The sequence below is a fragment of the Klebsiella michiganensis genome (genome assembly GCF_002925905.1).
Taxonomy (GTDB): Bacteria; Pseudomonadota; Gammaproteobacteria; order Enterobacterales; family Enterobacteriaceae; genus Klebsiella; species Klebsiella michiganensis.
Window position 1 is genome coordinate 29,504 of the sequence record NZ_PRDB01000020.1, and the last position, 18,433, is coordinate 47,936.

Sequence of the window (18,433 nt, forward strand, 5' to 3'; positions counted from 1 at the left end):
AGATATAACGAAAACAATGAAAAACACTAACACGTCATTCTGAGTACCCTACAGGTTGTGCTGTTCAGAATGAACGTAGCTAACGCTATGATTCAGGAGTGCAACAATGAGTTCATTAAGTCAGGCGGCGAGCGGCGCTGAAAAGCGCACCAATGCTCGCTACTGGATAGTGGTGATGCTGTTTATCGTCACATCCTTCAACTACGGCGACCGCGCCACCTTATCCATTGCCGGATCGGAGATGGCCAAAGATATTGGTCTTGACGCCGTTGGCATGGGGTACGTTTTCTCCGCGTTTTCATGGGCCTATGTGATCGGCCAAATCCCGGGCGGTTGGCTGCTTGACCGTTTCGGTTCAAAACGCGTCTACTTCTGGTCCATTTTTATCTGGTCCATGTTTACCCTGCTGCAGGGCTTCGTCGATATATTCAGCGGCTTCGGCATTATCGTCGCGCTGTTTACCCTGCGTTTCCTTGTCGGCCTGGCCGAAGCGCCATCTTTCCCCGGAAACAGCCGTATCGTCGCGGCGTGGTTCCCGGCGCAGGAGAGGGGCACCGCGGTGGCTATCTTTAACTCCGCGCAATACTTTGCCACCGTTATTTTTGCGCCAATCATGGGTTGGCTGACCCATGAGGTGGGCTGGTCGCACGTGTTCTTCTTTATGGGCGGACTCGGGATTATCATCAGCTTTGTCTGGCTGAAGGTCATTCATGAACCCAACCAGCATCCGGGCGTGAACCAAAAAGAGCTCGATTACATCGCCGCTGGCGGCGCGCTGATCAACATGGATCAGGCGGCGGCCAAAGCCAAGGTGCCGTTTAGCGTAAAATGGGGGCAAATTAAGCAGCTGCTGGGCTCCCGCATGATGATTGGCGTCTATATCGGACAGTACTGCATTAACGCTTTAACCTATTTCTTTATCACCTGGTTCCCGGTTTATCTGGTGCAGGCGCGCGGCATGTCCATTCTGAAAGCCGGTTTTGTCGCTTCGGTGCCGGCTATCTGCGGCTTCGCGGGCGGCGTGCTCGGCGGGATTATTTCCGACTGGCTGATGCGTCGTACCGGCTCGCTGAACATCGCGCGTAAAACGCCGATCGTGATGGGGATGCTGCTGTCGATGGTGATGGTGTTCTGTAACTACGTCAACGTGGAGTGGATGATCATCGGCTTTATGGCGCTGGCCTTCTTCGGTAAAGGCATCGGCGCGCTGGGCTGGGCGGTCATGGCGGATACGGCACCGAAAGAGATCAGCGGGCTGAGCGGCGGTCTGTTCAACATGTTCGGCAATATCTCCGGCATCGTGACGCCGATTGCGATTGGCTACATCGTTGGCACCACCGGTTCGTTTAACGGCGCGCTGATTTATGTGGGCGTCCATGCGCTGGTGGCGGTGCTGAGCTATCTGGTTCTGGTCGGCGATATTAAGCGTATTGAACTGAAACCTGTGGCAGGACAATCATCATGACAACGCAATCGAGCCCCGTTATCACGGACATGAAGGTTATCCCGGTGGCCGGGCAGGACAGTATGCTGCTCAATATCGGCGGTGCCCATAACGCGTACTTTACCCGTAATATCGTGGTGCTGACCGACAGCGCCGGCAATACCGGCGTCGGCGAAGCGCCCGGCGGCGAGGTGATTTATCAGACGCTGGTGGAGGCGATCCCGATGGTTTTGGGGCAGGAAATCGCCCGCCTGAATAAAGTGGTTCAGCAGGTGCATAAAGGCAACCAGGCCGCGGATTTTGACACCTTTGGTAAAGGCGCCTGGACGTTCGAACTGCGGGTGAACGCGGTGGCGGCGCTGGAGGCTGCGCTGCTGGATCTGCTGGGCAAGGCGCTCAACGTGCCGGTTTGCGAACTGCTGGGGCCGGGCAAGCAGCGCGATGCGGTGACCGTGCTGGGCTACCTGTTCTACGTGGGCGATCGTACGAAGACCGATCTGCCCTATCTGGAAAGCACGCCGGGCAGCCACGCGTGGTATCGCCTGCGTCATCAGGAAGCGCTGAACAGCGAGGCGGTGGTGCGGCTGGCGGAAGCCGCGCAGGATCGCTACGGCTTTAAAGATTTCAAACTCAAGGGCGGCGTGCTGCCCGGCGAGCAGGAGATCGAAACCGCCCGCGCGCTGAAGAAGCGTTTCCCGGATGCGCGCATTACGGTCGACCCAAACGGCGCCTGGCTGCTGGATGAAGCCATCGCCCTGTGCAAAGGGCTGAACGATGTGCTGACCTACGCCGAAGACCCCTGCGGCGCCGAGCAGGGCTTTTCCGGCCGCGAAGTGATGGCGGAGTTTCGCCGCGCCACCGGTTTGCCGGTGGCAACTAACATGATCGCCACCAACTGGCGCGAAATGGGCCATGCGGTGATGCTGAACGCCGTGGATATTCCGCTGGCCGATCCGCACTTCTGGACCCTGTCCGGCGCGGTGCGCGTGGCGCAGCTGTGCGATGACTGGGGCCTGACCTGGGGCTGTCATTCCAATAACCACTTTGATATTTCACTGGCCATGTTCACCCACGTCGGCGCGGCGGCGCCGGGTAACCCCACGGCCATTGATACCCACTGGATTTGGCAGGAGGGAGATTGCCGTCTGACCAAAAATCCGCTGGAGATTAAGCACGGAAAAATTGCTGTTCCGGACGCGCCAGGACTTGGCGTTGAGCTGGACTGGGAGCAGGTACAGAAAGCGCATGAGGCGTATAAAAAGCTGCCCGGCGGCGCGCGTAATGACGCAGGCCCAATGCAGTACCTGATCCCCGGATGGACTTTTGACCGTAAACGCCCCGTTTTCGGCCGTCACTGATTTGAATAAGGACTAAATTATGAGCGCACAATTTTCGACCCCCGTTGTTTCTTCTATGCAGGTCATTCCGGTCGCGGGCCACGACAGCATGCTGATGAACCTGAGCGGCGCGCACGCCCCGTTCTTCACGCGCAATATCGTGGTGATCAAAGATAATTCCGGCCATACCGGCGTCGGTGAAATCCCCGGCGGAGAGAAAATCCGCACTACCCTGGAGGACGCGATCCCGCTGGTGGTCGGTAAGACGCTGGGTGAATATAAAAACGTGCTGACCGCCGTGCGCAATACTTTCGCCGACCGCGACGCCGGTGGACGCGGTTTGCAGACCTTCGATCTGCGTACCACAATTCACGTAGTGACCGGGATCGAAGCGGCGATGCTTGACCTGCTGGGCCAGCATCTGGGCGTGAACGTGGCGTCTCTGCTGGGCGATGGCCAACAGCGCAGCGAAGTGGAAATGCTCGGCTACCTGTTCTTCGTCGGCAACCGTAAAGCCACGCCGCTGCCGTATCAGAGCCAGCCCGATGACAAATGCGACTGGTATCGCCTGCGTCATGATGAAGCGATGACCCCGGATGCGGTGGTGCGCCTGGCGGAAGCGGCGTATGAGAAATATGGCTTTAATGACTTTAAACTGAAAGGCGGCGTACTGGCCGGGGAAGAGGAAGCGGAGTCCATCGTTGCGCTGGCGAAGCGCTTCCCGCAGGCGCGCGTGACCCTCGATCCGAACGGCGCGTGGTCGCTGGATGAAGCGATCAAAATTGGCAAATACCTGAAAGGCTCTCTGGCCTATGCGGAAGATCCGTGCGGCGCAGAACAGGGCTTCTCCGGACGCGAAGTGATGGCGGAGTTCCGCCGCGCCACCGGCCTGCCGACGGCGACCAATATGATCGCGACCGACTGGCGTCAGATGGGCCACACGCTGTCGCTGCAGTCCGTCGATATTCCGCTGGCGGATCCGCACTTCTGGACCATGCAGGGTTCCGTCCGCGTGGCGCAGATGTGCCACGAGTTTGGCCTGACCTGGGGCTCGCACTCTAACAACCACTTTGATATCTCGCTGGCGATGTTTACCCACGTGGCAGCGGCAGCGCCGGGTAAAATTACCGCCATCGACACCCACTGGATCTGGCAGGAGGGTAACCAGCGTCTGACCAAAGAGCCCTTTGAAATTAAAGGCGGGATGGTACAGGTACCGGCGAAACCGGGTCTGGGCGTGGAGCTCGATATGGATCGGGTGATGAAAGCCCATGAGCTGTACCAGAAACACGGCCTGGGCGCGCGCGATGACGCGATGGGCATGCAGTATTTGATCCCGAACTGGACGTTTGATAACAAGCGTCCATGCATGGTGCGCTAAAGAAATACCGGTCCCTTCGGGGACCGGTTTCCTGCACGGCGTCGGGTAATCGTTCATTTTAAGGACAGCATATGAAGATAGTGATCGCACCGGATTCATACAAGGAGAGCCTGAGTGCGCTGGATGTCGCAACCGCGATAGAACAAGGTTTTCGGGAAATTTACGCCGATGCGGAGTACGTCAAGCTGCCGGTTGCCGACGGTGGCGAAGGAACCGTTGAAGCCATGGTTGCCGCGACCCAGGGATGCCGGATTGCGGTCACCGTCACCGGTCCGCTCGGTGAACCCGTGGAGGCCTTCTATGGCCTGTCGGGCGACAGGCAGTGCGCGTTTATTGAAATGGCGGCGGCAAGCGGCCTGGAGAGCGTACCGCCGGCGCGGCGAAATCCTTTGCTGACCACTTCATGGGGGACCGGCGAGCTGATTCGCCATGCGCTGGATGCCGGAGTGAGGCAAATTATTATCGGCATCGGCGGCAGCGCGACGAACGACGGCGGAGCCGGGATGGTGCAGGCGCTGGGGGCGAAACTGCTGACCAAAGATAACCAGCAGATTGCCGCCGGCGGACGCGCGCTGGAGAGCCTCGCGCGCATCGACGTTAGCGAACTTGATAAACGCCTGGCCGGCTGTCGTATTGACGTCGCTTGCGATGTTACCAACCCGCTGACGGGACCACAGGGTGCGACGGCGGTATTTGGGCCGCAGAAAGGGGCGACGGCGGAGATGATCCCCTGCCTTGACAACGCGCTGGCCCATTTTGCCGATATTATCCATCGCGATTTAGAACTTGATGTGCTGCATCTTGAAGGCGGCGGCGCGGCGGGGGGAATGGGCGCGGGCCTGTACGCCTTTTGCGGCGCAAAGCTGCGGCCGGGCATTGAGATTGTGACCGATGCGCTCCATCTTGCCGATATCGTGGCGGATGCGGACCTGGTGATCACCGGCGAAGGGCGTATCGATAGCCAGACGGTTCACGGCAAAGTGCCGGTTGGCGTGGCGAGGGTGGCAAAACGCTACAACCTGCCGGTCATCGGCATTGCCGGGAGCCTGACGGCTGACGTCGGCGTCGTGCATCAGCACGGCCTGGATGCGGTATTCAGCGTGATTTATTCCGTTTGCACCCTGGAGCAAGCACTGGAAAATGCCGCCGAAAACGTGCGTATGACGGCGAGAAACGTCGCCGCTGTGCTGAAAATGGGCCGGCTATTATAGGTTTTCCCCCGGTCGCGAAGCGCAGACCGGGGCTCGCGTTTTATATCCTCTAAATCCCCAACAGCTTACAGGCTTCGCGCGCGACGTTGTCCATTTCATCCAGCAGCTCCAGAAACTCCGGCTCCATCTCCTCGGCGGCGGTGCCCGCGCGTAGCTGGCTCTCAAGGGTGTGACACAGTTTTTTCAGCCGCGGCACGCCGCTATAGCTACAGCTGCCGTGAAGCTTATGAATAAGATCCAGCACGCCTTCCGGCTGTTCTCCCACCAGCTGTTCTTCTACCTTGTTACGCACCTCCGGCATAAAGGCGAGCAGCATCTGCAGCATTTCCCGCGCCAGATCCGGTTTCATCGCCGCCTGACGCAGCGCCAGCTGCCAGTCGAGGGTGATGTCATGGTTAACGGGCGGCTCAACAGGCTCCGCGGCGACCTGCGGCGGTAGCGTCTTTCCCGGCTGGTAGCGCAGCAGCAGGCTGTAGAGCTTATCCTCCTCAATGGGTTTCGCCAGATAGTCGTTCATCCCCGCGCTGAGTAATTTCTCTCGCTGCCCTTCCAGGGCGTGGGCGGTCACGGCGATCACCGGCGTTTGCTGTTGATGAGGGAGCTGGTGAATCAGTTCGCAGGCGCGGATCCCATCCATCTCCGGCATCTGAATATCCATCAGAATCAGATCCTGCTGCGTTTCTCTGGCCCGCTCGACGGCGTGCTGGCCGCTGTCGCAGAGGATAACGTGCTGGACTAAATCCTCAAGCAGGGCGCCGATAAGCTTGAGATTCGCCGGATTGTCATCAACGGCCATGACCGTCATCGGAAGCTTCTTACTATCGGAACGCGGCGGCAGAACCGTCGGCTGCGTCTGGCAGGAGGCCGTCAGCGCCGGCAGTAAGCGCGTTGAGGTCAGTGGCTTAAGCAAACAGGCGGCAATGCCGTCCTGGCGCAGCGTTTCGGCGCTGACCTGGGCGTGGCACGGCAGGGCCAGCACCAGATGATCGGCAAGCTTGCTGGCTCTTTCCAGCTTATCGCGATGCTGGCTCAGGTCGCGTATTGATACGGGAATGCCGGCCAGCAGGATATCGTAGTGAGCATCCGGTAGGGCGGTCATCGTCGGACTGTAAACCACCTCCAGCGGCGTTGTCGCCAGTAGCTCCATCGTACACTGCGCCGCCGCCGCGTTGGCCTCGATATAGGCCAGCTTTTTACCCGCCAGGCACTGGGTTGGCACGCTGTCGGGAACCGCGTTGGGGTTGAGGTCGAGGCTGATATGGAACCAGAACGTCGAGCCGCGATTAGGCTGGCTATGGAAGGAGATATCGCCGCCCATCTCTTTCACCAGCCGCTGGGTGATGACCAGCCCAAGTCCGGTTCCGCCGTGGCGACGGGAGATGCTGGCGTCGGCCTGGCGGAACGCCTGGAACAGACGCGACTGATCGCGTTCAGGAATTCCGATACCGGTATCGTGGATCTGGACTTCGATTTGTACCCTTGAGTTGCTGATGGCGCGCTGTTCCACCAGCACGTCGATATTGCCGTGTTCGGTAAACTTGATGGCGTTGCCCATCAGGTTGGTAATAATTTGCTGCAGGCGCAGCGGGTCGCCAATGACGTTATCCGGCACATCGTTTTTGATATTCAGCGTCAGCTCCAGCCCCTTATCGTGCGCCGAGTGCGCCAGCAGCGTGACCACCTCGTCCAGCGAAGTGCGCAGCAGGAACGGAATACTCTCCAGAATAAGCTTCCCGGTTTCGAGCTTAGAGAAGTCCAGAACATCGTTAATGATGGCCAGCAGATTATTCGCGGAACGCTCAATGGTCGTCAGGTGATCGCGCTGGGTGGTGTTTAAGTCGGTCTTCAGCGTCAGGCGGGTAAAGCCAATGACGCCGTTGAGCGGTGTGCGCAGTTCATGGGACATGTTGGCGAGGAATTCGGATTTGATTCGCGCCGCTTCCTGCGCGCGTTTTTTCGCCAGATCCAGCTCGACGTTCTGGATTTCCATCTGTTCAAGCGTTTCCCGCAGATCCGATGTCGCCTGATCGACGTTATGCTGCATCTCTTCGTGGTAGGCCGCCAGCGACATGGCCATGGAGTTGATGCCGTTTTTCAGCATATCCAGCTCGCCGAGCATAAAGCCTTCGACGCGGCTATCAAGCTGGCCCCGGCGGATGCGGTCAACGGTGTTCACCATATTGCGGATCGGCCCGGTCACGTCGCGCATCAGACGCCAGCCGAAGATCAGCGCAATACCGATACAGAACAGCATCATCACGCTGGAGATAAAGATCTCTTTGTACTGCTGTAGCCGCACCGATTTGAGATCCATCTCAAGCGCCACGTAGCCCAGCATATTGTCCGGCATCTTGGCATCGCTTCCCGGCGATTCATCCGGTGAATAGCTTTCCGAGATAATAGGGGTACGCAAAATCATCAAATCGCCGTGGCGCACCACGCTCAGGCGGCGGGGAAAGGGTTCCCCTTTTGGCAGCTGAAGTTCGCCGGGATCGAGCTGAAAGTTAGAGGTGACAAACAGCCTGTTGTGCGAGTCGTAGATGGAAATGGCGCGCACAATATCGGAGTGGCGGCGGTGCAGCACGCTGATGAGCTGCCCGATTGACTCGCGGTTTTGCAAATTCATGCCATATTCACTGGAGACCGCCAGCGGTTCGATAATACTGGCGCCGGCATCCTCCAGCTGGCGCTGTAGGTCGTTATAGCGGTGTGCGACGAAGAAAATACTGAGCAGCAGACCGATCAGAACGGTAGGCGCCAGAATAAGAATCATCATGCGGGCACGAAGGCTGTAGTTGGTCATGCGGTTCCATTATGGGAGAATATACACATCATCTTTCAGGCGGCTGGTGCGTTGTTACCCTGGCTCATCCTGACCGAACTCTTATTCAGAGTCAGTATATTTAATTGAGACAAATCTCTACGATGGCGCAATTCTACTCTGCAAAACGGCGTGTGACGACGCGCCAGATCATAACCGTTACAGTAAATGACCTTGACCCCTTCGGCCAGGGCGTTGCGCGTCATCAGGGTAAGGCGCTGTTTATCAGCGGTTTATTGCCACAGGAGCAGGCTAACGTTGTTGTGGTCGAAGATAAAAAACAGTACGCCCGCGCCCAGGTTAAACGCCGTCTTAGCGATAGCCCGCAGCGGCAGGCGCCGCGCTGCCCGCATTTTGGCATCTGCGGCGGGTGCCAGCAGCAGCACGCCAGCATTGAACTGCAGCAGCAGAGCAAACGCGCCGCGCTCGCGAGGCTGATGAAGCGCGAGGTTGATGACATTATAGCCGCTTCGCCGTGGGGCTATCGCCGCCGGGCGCGTCTGAGCTTGAATTATCAGCCAAAGTCCCAACAATTACAGATGGGCTTCCGCAAGGCTAACGCCAGCGAGATCGTCGATGTGGTGCGGTGCCCCGTTTTGGTGCCCACTCTTGGTGCGCTATTGCCCGCGGTACGTGAATGTCTTAGCGAATTGAAATCGGTGCGTCAGCTTGGCCACGTTGAGCTGGTGCAGGCGGATAACGGCCCGCTGATGGTATTGCGCCATACGGCGGCGCTTCCCGCGGCAGATAAAGAAAAGCTGGAACGTTTTTCGCAATCTCACGGTCTTTCCCTGTACCTCGCCCCGCAAAGCGAGATACTGGAACATATTCGCGGGGAAGCCCCCTGGTATACCTCGGACGGTCTACGCTTAGTGTTCAGTCCGCGCGATTTTATCCAGGTGAACGATGGCGTAAACCAGCTGATGGTGCGCACGGCGCTGGAATGGCTGGATATCCAGCCTCAGGATCGGGTGCTGGACCTCTTTTGCGGCATGGGCAACTTTACCCTGCCGCTGGCGAAGCGTGCGGCGCAGGTGGTTGGCGTTGAAGGGGTTCCCGCGCTGGTGGCGAAGGGCCAGGAGAACGCGGCGTTGAACGGGTTGCATAATGTGACTTTCTTCCATGAGAACCTGGAAGAGGACGTCACCCGCCAGGCGTGGGCGAAGCACGGTTTTGATAAGGTCTTGCTCGACCCGGCGCGCGCCGGCGCGGCGGGCGTTATGTTACATATTATAAAATTAGCGCCGCGTCGGGTGGTGTATGTTTCATGTAACCCGGCGACCCTGGCGCGCGATAGCGACGTTTTATTGCAGGCGGGATATACCATTCAACGCCTGGCGATGCTCGATATGTTCCCGCATACCGGACATCTGGAATCAATGGTGTTGTTTGAGCACAAGAATCATTCAAATCGCAGTGAAGCGGCATCCTCAGAAGCAGGTGACTGAGATAAAAGACGAACGCCAGCGTTGACGCGGTTTGAAGGATGAAGTGTAAAAGTTGAGGCTTGCCGACTTCGGCAGGCGGTCCCTTAAGGAGAGGACAATGGTTGCGGTAAGAAGTGCACATTTAAATAAAGCTGGTGAATTTGACCCGAAGAAATGGATCGCGAGTCTGGGAATTTCCAGCCAGCAGTCGTGTGAACGCTTAGCCGAAACCTGGGATTATTGTCGAGAGAAAACGCAGGGGCATCCGCAGGCCGATCTCCTGCTATGGCGCGGCGTGGAGATGGTGGAAATTCTCTCCATGTTGAGCATGGATATCGATACGCTGCGCGCGGCGATGCTTTTCCCGCTGGCGGACGGTAACGTCGTCAGCGAAGAGATCATGCAGGAGAGCGTCGGGAAATCGGTCGTCACCCTGATCCACGGCGTGCGGGACATGGCCGCGATACGCCAGCTTAAAGCCACCCATACGGATTCGGTCTCCTCTGAACAGGTGGACAACATTCGCCGCATGCTGCTGGCGATGGTCGATGACTTCCGCTGCGTGGTGATTAAAATCGCCGAGCGCATCGCCCATCTGCGTGAAGTGAAAGATGCGCCGGAAGATGAGCGCGTACTGGCGGCAAAAGAGTGTACCAATATTTACGCGCCGCTGGCCAACCGCCTGGGGATCGGCCAGCTGAAGTGGGAGCTTGAAGATTACTGCTTCCGCTATCTGCATCCGGCGGAATATAAGCGAATCGCTAAGCTGTTACACGAGCGGCGCATCGATCGTGAACATTATATTGATGAATTCGTCAGCCATTTACGCACGGAAATGAAAACCGAGGGCGTCAAGGCTGAGGTCTACGGGCGTCCCAAGCATATCTACAGCATCTGGCGCAAAATGCAGAAAAAACATCTCGCCTTCGACGAGCTGTTTGACGTGCGGGCGGTGCGTATTGTCGCCGAGCGCCTGCAGGACTGCTATGCCGCGCTGGGGATCGTGCATACTCATTACCGCCATCTGCCGGATGAGTTCGATGATTACGTCGCCAATCCCAAGCCTAATGGCTACCAGTCAATTCATACCGTCGTGCTTGGCCCCGGCGGAAAAACCATTGAAATTCAGATCCGTACCCGCCAGATGCATGAAGATGCCGAGCTGGGCGTGGCCGCGCACTGGAAGTATAAAGAGGGCGCCAGCGCAGCGGCCAGCGGCGGGCGCGGCTATGAAGATCGCATTGCCTGGCTGCGTAAACTGATCGCCTGGCAGGAAGAGATGGCCGATTCCGGCGAGATGCTGGATGAGGTGCGTAGCCAGGTCTTTGATGACCGGGTTTATGTCTTTACGCCGAAGGGCGACGTGGTGGATTTGCCTTCGGGTTCGACGCCGCTCGATTTTGCTTACCATATACACAGCGATGTCGGCCACCGCTGCATCGGGGCGAAAATCGGCGGGCGTATTGTGCCGTTCACCTATCAGCTGCAGATGGGCGACCAGATTGAAATCATCACCCAGAAGCAGCCCAACCCTAGCCGCGACTGGCTGAACCCGAACCTTGGCTACGTCACCACCAGCCGCGGGCGTTCCAAAATTCACGCCTGGTTCCGCAAGCAGGATCGCGACAAGAATATTCTTGCCGGGCGACAGATCCTTGATGATGAGCTCGAGCATCTCGGCATCAGCCTGAAGGACGCGGAAAAGCATCTGCTGCCGCGCTACAACTTTAACGAGCAGGACGAACTGCTGGCGGCGATTGGCGGGGGCGATATTCGCCTCAACCAGATGGTTAATTTCCTGCAGGCGCAGTTTAATAAACCCAGCGCGGCGGAGCAGGATGCGGCGGCGTTAAAGCAGCTGCAGCAGAAAACCCACGCTCCGCAGAATCGCAGCAAAGACAATGGTCGCGTGGTGGTGGAGGGCGTCGGCAATCTGATGCACCACATTGCGCGCTGCTGCCAGCCGATTCCCGGCGACGAGATCGTGGGCTTTATCACCCAGGGCCGCGGGATCTCGGTGCACCGCGCGGATTGCGATCAGCTCGCGGAGCTACAGTCTCATGCTCCCGAGCGCATCGTTGACGCGGTGTGGGGAGAGAGCTACTCGGCGGGCTACTCGCTGGTGGTGCGCGTCCAGGCCAACGATCGTAGCGGCCTGCTGCGCGACATCACCACCATTCTCGCCAATGAGAAGGTCAACGTGCTGGGCGTTGCCAGCCGCAGCGATACTAAACAGCAGATGGCGACGATCGATATGACCATTGAGATCTACAACCTGCAGGTGCTGGGGCGCGTACTGGCGAAGCTGAATCAGGTACCTGACGTCATCGACGCCCGTCGTCTGCACGGCGGATAAACTCCCACGCTTATGTCAGCCGGGTCAGGCGCTACCGCCACCCGGCATTTTTTTATCAGGACAGACTTATGACTCAAATCGAACGCCTGCTCGGCATTATGCGGCGTCTGCGCGATCCGGAAAACGGCTGCCCGTGGGACAAAGAGCAGACCTTTGCCACCATCGCGCCGTATACCCTTGAAGAAACCTATGAAGTGCTCGACGCTATCGCCCGCGAAGATTTTGACGATCTGCGCGGTGAGCTGGGCGACCTGTTGTTCCAGGTCGTCTTCTACGCTCAGATGGCGCAGGAAGAGGGGCGCTTTGATTTTAACGATATCTGCGCCGCCATCAGCGACAAGCTGGAGCGCCGTCATCCGCATATTTTCGGCGAGGCGAGCGCCGGTAGCAGCAGCGAAGTGCTGGCCCGCTGGGAACAGATCAAAAGCGCTGAGCGAGCGGAAAAGTCCCAGCACTCCGCGCTGGACGACATCCCGCATAGCCTTCCGGCGCTGATGCGCGCGCATAAAATCCAGAAACGCTGCTCGGCGGTAGGCTTTGACTGGACCTCTCTGGGGCCGGTGCTGGATAAAGTGCACGAAGAAATAGATGAAGTGATGCACGAAGCGCAGCAGGCCGTGGTGGATGAAGCTAAACTGGAGGAGGAAGTGGGCGACCTGCTGTTTGCGACGGTCAATTTATCCCGCCATTTAGGGGTAAAAGCCGAAGTTGCGCTGCAAAAAGCCAACCTGAAGTTTGAGCGCAGGTTCCGCGAAGTTGAGCGGATTGTCGCCGCGCGCGGCCTGGAAATGACCGGCGTTGACCTCGATACCATGGAGCTGGTGTGGCAGGAAGTAAAACGCCAGGAAACTGATCTCTAAAGAGTTTTCGTGATCAAGCGCTATTTGTGTGATTTTTTAAATAACAAGCGCTTGATTTACGTCAAAAACATTTCGCCAAAAGCGGCTATTTTCTCACTCCCTGCGTTTGTGTGGGCCTGATGAAAAGGAGGGATAATGAAAGTTTGTGGCGTCAGTCATGATCGGGTATACTGCTTTCCCGTCCTGGTTATTCCATCGTCTTTTAAACCTAACTTCTCAGGTTCAGCATGACAACGAACTATATTTTTGTGACCGGCGGGGTCGTATCCTCTCTGGGTAAAGGCATTGCCGCAGCTTCCCTCGCAGCCATTCTCGAAGCCCGCGGGCTTAACGTGACCATGATGAAACTGGATCCGTACATCAACGTCGATCCGGGCACCATGAGCCCAATCCAACACGGGGAAGTGTTCGTTACTGAAGACGGCGCTGAAACCGATCTGGACCTGGGTCACTACGAGCGTTTCATTCGCACCAAGATGACCCGTCGCAACAACTTCACCACGGGTCGTATTTACTCTGACGTCCTGCGCAAAGAGCGTCGCGGCGACTATCTGGGTGCCACCGTTCAGGTTATTCCGCACATCACCAACGCGATCAAAGAGCGCGTGCTGGCCGGCGGTGAAGGCCATGATGTGGTGCTGGTTGAAATCGGCGGCACCGTTGGCGATATTGAATCGCTGCCGTTCCTTGAAGCGATTCGCCAGCTGGCGGTGGATATCGGTCGTGAAAACGCGCTGTTTATGCACCTGACCCTGGTGCCGTACATGGCCGCCGCGGGTGAAGTCAAAACCAAGCCGACCCAGCACTCCGTTAAAGAACTGCTCTCCATCGGTATTCAGCCTGACATTCTGGTCTGCCGCTCCGATCGCGCTATTCCGGCGAACGAACGTGCCAAAATTGCATTGTTCTGCAATGTGCCGGAAAAAGCCGTTATTTCGATGAAAGATGTCGATTCCATTTATAAAATCCCGGGCCTGTTGAAATCTCAGGGTCTGGACGATTATATTTGTAAACGATTCAGCTTAAACTGTCCGGAAGCGAACCTGGCCGAATGGGAACAGGTTATCTACGAAGAAGCGAACCCGGCAGGTGAAGTCACCATTGGTATGGTCGGCAAGTACATTGAACTGCCGGACGCCTACAAATCGGTGATTGAAGCGCTGAAACACGGCGGTCTGAAAAATCGCGTCACCGTCAACATCAAGCTGATTGATTCGCAGGATGTGGAAACGCGCGGCGTCGAAATTCTGAAGAATTTAGACGCAATCCTGATTCCTGGTGGCTTCGGCTATCGCGGGGTTGAAGGTAAGATTGCCACCGCGCGCTACGCGCGTGAAAACAACATTCCATACCTGGGCATTTGCCTGGGGATGCAGGTCGCGCTGATTGAGTTCGCGCGCAACGTAGCGGGGATGGAAAACGCCAACTCAACGGAATTTGTGCCAGACTGTAAGTACCCGGTCGTGGCCCTGATTACCGAATGGCGTGATGAAGACGGTAATGTCGAAGTCCGCTCTGATAAGAGCGATCTCGGCGGCACGATGCGCCTCGGCGCGCAGCAGTGCCAGCTGGCTGAAGATAGCCTGGTGCGCCAGCTGTACGGCGAGCCAACCATTACCGAACGCCATCGTCACCGCTACGAAGTCAACAATATGTTGCTGAAGCCGATTGAAAATGCGGGCCTGCGTATTGCGGGCCGTTCCGGGGATGATCAGTTGGTCGAGATCATCGAGGTGCCTAACCATCCGTGGTTCGTCGCCTGTCAGTTCCATCCGGAGTTTACTTCGACGCCGCGTGATGGCCATCCGCTGTTTGCTGGCTTTGTGAAAGCCGCTGGCGAGTACCAGAAGCGTCAGGCGAAGTAAAAGAGTTAGAACGGCAATGCACCCATCCGGGTGCATTGTTTGTCTGGAGTTTTAGTTTAACTTGTACTGAGGAAAACCTAATGTCCAAAATCGTTAAAGTCATCGGTCGTGAAATCATCGACTCCCGTGGTAACCCGACTGTTGAAGCCGAAGTACACCTGGAAGGTGGTTTCGTCGGTATGGCAGCTGCTCCGTCAGGTGCTTCTACTGGCTCCCGCGAAGCGCTGGAACTGCGCGATGGCGACAAATCCCGTTTCATGGGTAAAGGCGTACTGAAAGCTGTTGGCGCGGTTAACGGCCCGATCGCTCAGGCAATCCTTGGCAAAGATGCCAAAGATCAGGCTGGCATCGACAAAATCATGATCGACCTGGACGGTACTGAAAACAAATCTAACTTCGGTGCGAACGCCATCCTGGCCGTCTCTCTGGCTAACGCCAAAGCTGCCGCTGCTTCTAAAGGTCAGCCGCTGTACGAGCACATCGCTGAGCTGAACGGCACCCCGGGCAAATACTCCATGCCGGTTCCGATGATGAACATCATCAACGGCGGCGAGCACGCTGACAACAACGTCGACATCCAGGAATTTATGATTCAGCCGGTTGGCGCTAAATCCCTGAAAGAAGCCGTACGTATGGGTTCTGAAGTGTTCCACAACCTGGCTAAAGTTCTGAAAGCTAAAGGTATGAACACCGCTGTTGGTGACGAAGGCGGCTACGCGCCGAACCTGGGCTCCAACGCTGAAGCGCTGGCTGTTATCGCTGAAGCGGTTAAAGCTGCTGGCTACGAGCTGGGCAAAGACATCACTCTGGCGATGGACTGCGCGGCTTCTGAATTCTACAAAGACGGTAAATACGTTCTGGCCGGCGAAGGCAACAAAGCGTTCACCTCTGAAGAATTCACCCACTTCCTGGAAGAGCTGACCAAACAGTACCCGATCGTCTCCATCGAAGATGGCCTGGACGAATCTGACTGGGACGGTTTCGCATACCAGACTAAAGTACTGGGCGACAAAATCCAGCTGGTTGGTGACGATCTGTTCGTAACCAACACCAAGATCCTGAAAGAAGGCATCGAGAAAGGCATCGTTAACTCCATCCTGATCAAATTCAACCAGATTGGTTCTCTGACCGAAACTCTGGCTGCGATCAAAATGGCGAAAGACGCTGGCTACACTGCCGTTATCTCTCACCGTTCTGGCGAAACTGAAGATGCGACCATCGCTGACCTGGCTGTGGGTACCGCTGCAGGCCAGATCAAAACTGGTTCTATGAGCCGTTCTGACCGCGTTGCTAAATACAACCAGCTGATTCGTATCGAAGAAGCGCTGGGCGAAAAAGCACCGTACAACGGTCGTAAAGAGATCAAAGGTCAGGCATAAGCCTGTCTTAATCTGATATGAAAAAGCCAGCCTTCGGGCTGGCTTTTTTTATACCTGCAAAAGCGGCTACTTAAAATCTACCGCCATTTGCTGCGGGATAGAAAGCCCGCGCGTGGTCTGTACGCAGCGGTCAATGTAATCGGTAAAGCGCGGCGGTTTTGGCATACCCATGCTGAGCAGCTTGTCGTTGCTGAATCGTACGTTAAGCGTGGCGAAGGCGCCGTATAGGCGCATGGCTTTTAGCATCAGCCGTTCGTTGCAGGGGCCAAAAATAGCCTTCAGCTCACGGCGCATTTTGACCAGCGTTTCATAGCTGACCTGCGCGTATTTATCGCCGACCGGCGCCTGCTCGAGGGCGGAGGCCATCGCGTTATCGATATCCGCAAACCTTACGCTGTTTTCCTCTCCCGCGGAAATATGCACCACCTCTCCGCGCGCCAGCGGGCTGGTAAGCAGCATCAGCAGCGCATCGGCGCAGTAATCGACGGGGATTACATCGATGCGGTCTTCCATCGAACACATAAATTTTTGCAGCATCAGCCCCATGCTGAACACCCAGAAGATGCTGCTGGAGGGCTGACAGCCGTGATGAGTGTGGCCAACAACAATAGAGGGACGGGCGATCGCCAGCGGTAGCGTTGGGCACTCCTGCCGCATGAGACGCTCAATTGTTGATTTAGAGTGGGTGTACTCGACCAGATGCTCGGCGCGTTCACGAAACGCCGTGCTTTCCGCTACCAGCGAATCGGGGTCTGGCGAGCAGGACATCGCGGTGCCCACGTGCAGAAAGCGCTCAAGGCCGCCGACCTGAGCCATCCGCCGGGCAAACTGCAGCGTGCCTTCGACGTTGACCTTCCAGATAAGCGGATTATTACCAAATGAGGCGACGGCGGCGCAGTTGAGCACGTGGGTAACCTGATTCAGGCGCGGGTCGTCGAGAAAGGGCTGCGGATTGGCCAGATCCCCCAGCAGAATGTTGCCGGGCGTCAGGGCCGTTAATCTCTCTTCGCTAATATTGAATTTTCGCAGGTTTTCCTTTACCCGTTCTACGGCAGCTACACTATTATCTGCACGAACTAACAGTAATAGATTAGGCGCATTCTTTTTATTCAGAATGCTTTCTAACACTGCTCCACCGAGAAAACCGGTCGCGCCAGTAATTAATAATGTATTCATGAATGCAGTCTCATTATGGTTGGTTGACTGGATTCTAGGCGCGGAAAATTAAACGGATATTAAATGGAAAATGAACATAAGGTGCGGTTTATTAAGGTTATTTTAAGATAATTTAGCGTCGTGGATCGAATTTGACCCTAAGCTATGACAATAAATTCATTATTTCGTGTATCCATTTGTACATCGTTGAAATTTATTATTTTTAAGTTTGTTATTTTATTTTTGGCTTTCAAAATTATACATGTTTTGTTACACCAAAAATTTTAGCCGTGCCGCTTAATAGTCGCCTGATGATTATCAGGCTAATTAAATCAGCCGGTGCGGGATAATGGAATCGGCCAGCTGCCGGAGGTTTATCATTAAGGTTTAGGTTCTACCCACCACGCGGCGCAGCGCGGGACAAGATCTGCGCGGGCAAATCTGCGATAATGCGCGCTCACAACCCTAAGCAGAGATGATTATGCAGTACCCGATTAACGAGATGTTCCAGACCTTGCAAGGCGAAGGTTACTTCACCGGCGTTCCCGCCATTTTTATTCGTTTACAGGGATGCCCGGTTGGTTGCGCCTGGTGCGATACCAAACATACCTGGGATAAGCTTGCCGATCGGGAAGTGTCGCTGTTCAGCATTCTGGCAAAAACCAAAGAGAGCGATAAATGGGGCCCGGCGAGCAGCGAAGATCTGCTGGCTATCATCGGGCGTCAGGGCTGGACGGCCCGCCACGTGGTCATTACCGGCGGCGAGCCCTGCATTCATGATTTAACGCCGTTAACCTCTTTACTGGAGCAAAACGGATTTAGCTGCCAGATTGAAACCAGCGGCACCCATGAAGTGCGCTGCACGCCGCATACCTGGGTGACGGTGTCGCCAAAGGTGAACATGCGCGGCGGCTATGACGTACTCTCTCAGGCGCTACAGCGGGCTGATGAAATTAAACATCCGGTTGGACGCGTGCGCGATATCGAAGCGCTGGATGAGCTGCTGGCAACGCTGGCCGATGAAAAGCCGCGTATTATCGCGCTTCAGCCGATTAGCCAGAAAGATGACGCGACGCGCCTGTGCATCGAAACCTGTATCGCCCGCAACTGGCGCTTATCGATGCAGACGCACAAGTACCTCAATATCGCGTGATATAAAAAACCCTGATAGCGCAGGGCTATCAGGGTCTTATTCAG

At 56.4% G+C, this 18,433-nt stretch carries 12 protein-coding genes; 10 read left to right on the plus strand and 2 right to left on the minus strand.

The genetic code is table 11. The features are described from left to right. Window positions 1–106 precede the first annotated feature (106 nt). From gudP to CDA56_RS26210, 4 genes are all read left to right on the plus strand, one after another. Entirely contained in the window at window positions 107–1,465 is a 1,359-nt protein-coding gene (gene gudP, locus CDA56_RS26195) for a galactarate/glucarate/glycerate transporter GudP (RefSeq protein WP_004124361.1), read from the plus strand. Next, window positions 1,462–2,802, plus strand: coding sequence for an enolase C-terminal domain-like protein (locus CDA56_RS26200; protein ID WP_014226601.1), 1,341 nt, complete (start codon window positions 1,462–1,464; stop codon window positions 2,800–2,802). The genes gudP and CDA56_RS26200 overlap by 4 nt, the downstream gene beginning before the upstream one ends. 19 nt (window positions 2,803–2,821) lie before the next feature. After that, window positions 2,822–4,162: a glucarate dehydratase gene (gene gudD, locus CDA56_RS26205; RefSeq protein ID WP_014226600.1), complete on the plus strand. Its 1,341-nt coding sequence runs from the start codon at window positions 2,822–2,824 to the stop codon at window positions 4,160–4,162. Window positions 4,163–4,233: 71 nt separating this feature from the next. Beyond that, window positions 4,234–5,373, plus strand: a complete 1,140-nt coding sequence (locus tag CDA56_RS26210; RefSeq protein ID WP_014226599.1) for a glycerate kinase — start codon at window positions 4,234–4,236, stop codon at window positions 5,371–5,373. 49 nt (window positions 5,374–5,422) lie between these two features. On the opposite strand, the gene barA is transcribed toward CDA56_RS26210, so the two are convergent. Beyond that, a complete protein-coding gene (gene barA / locus CDA56_RS26215; protein WP_103813888.1) occupies window positions 5,423–8,176 on the minus strand; it encodes a two-component sensor histidine kinase BarA in 2,754 nt (917 codons plus the stop codon). A 122-nt stretch (window positions 8,177–8,298) separates the two neighbouring features. On the opposite strand from barA, the gene rlmD reads away from it, so the two are divergent. From rlmD to eno, 5 genes are all read left to right on the plus strand, one after another. Continuing rightward, entirely contained in the window at window positions 8,299–9,642 is a 1,344-nt protein-coding gene (rlmD, locus tag CDA56_RS26220) for a 23S rRNA (uracil(1939)-C(5))-methyltransferase RlmD (protein WP_102803711.1), read from the plus strand. A 97-nt stretch (window positions 9,643–9,739) separates the two neighbouring features. Further along, window positions 9,740–11,977 (plus strand): GTP diphosphokinase, encoded by a 2,238-nt coding sequence (gene relA / locus CDA56_RS26225; RefSeq protein WP_004853643.1) that lies wholly within the window; start codon window positions 9,740–9,742, stop codon window positions 11,975–11,977. Between the two features lie 68 nt (window positions 11,978–12,045). Beyond that, window positions 12,046–12,837, plus strand: a complete 792-nt coding sequence (gene mazG, locus CDA56_RS26230) for a nucleoside triphosphate pyrophosphohydrolase (RefSeq protein ID WP_048260291.1) — start codon at window positions 12,046–12,048, stop codon at window positions 12,835–12,837. 227 nt (window positions 12,838–13,064) lie between these two features. Beyond that, on the plus strand, window positions 13,065–14,702 hold the full coding sequence (pyrG, locus tag CDA56_RS26235) for a glutamine hydrolyzing CTP synthase (protein ID WP_004105009.1): 1,638 nt from the start codon (window positions 13,065–13,067) through the stop codon (window positions 14,700–14,702). Window positions 14,703–14,782: 80 nt separating this feature from the next. Then, the gene (gene eno, locus CDA56_RS26240; protein ID WP_004124327.1) at window positions 14,783–16,081 is read left to right on the plus strand and encodes a phosphopyruvate hydratase; all 1,299 of its coding nucleotides are present in this window, start codon (window positions 14,783–14,785) and stop codon (window positions 16,079–16,081) included. 66 nt (window positions 16,082–16,147) lie between these two features. On the opposite strand, the gene CDA56_RS26245 is transcribed toward eno, so the two are convergent. Further along, window positions 16,148–17,257, minus strand: coding sequence for an SDR family oxidoreductase (locus CDA56_RS26245; protein WP_025106430.1), 1,110 nt, complete (start codon window positions 17,255–17,257; stop codon window positions 16,148–16,150). A gap of 460 nt (window positions 17,258–17,717) precedes the next feature. On the opposite strand from CDA56_RS26245, the gene queE reads away from it, so the two are divergent. Beyond that, entirely contained in the window at window positions 17,718–18,389 is a 672-nt protein-coding gene (gene queE / locus CDA56_RS26250; RefSeq protein WP_004124321.1) for a 7-carboxy-7-deazaguanine synthase QueE, read from the plus strand. Window positions 18,390–18,433: the final 44 nt, after the last annotated feature.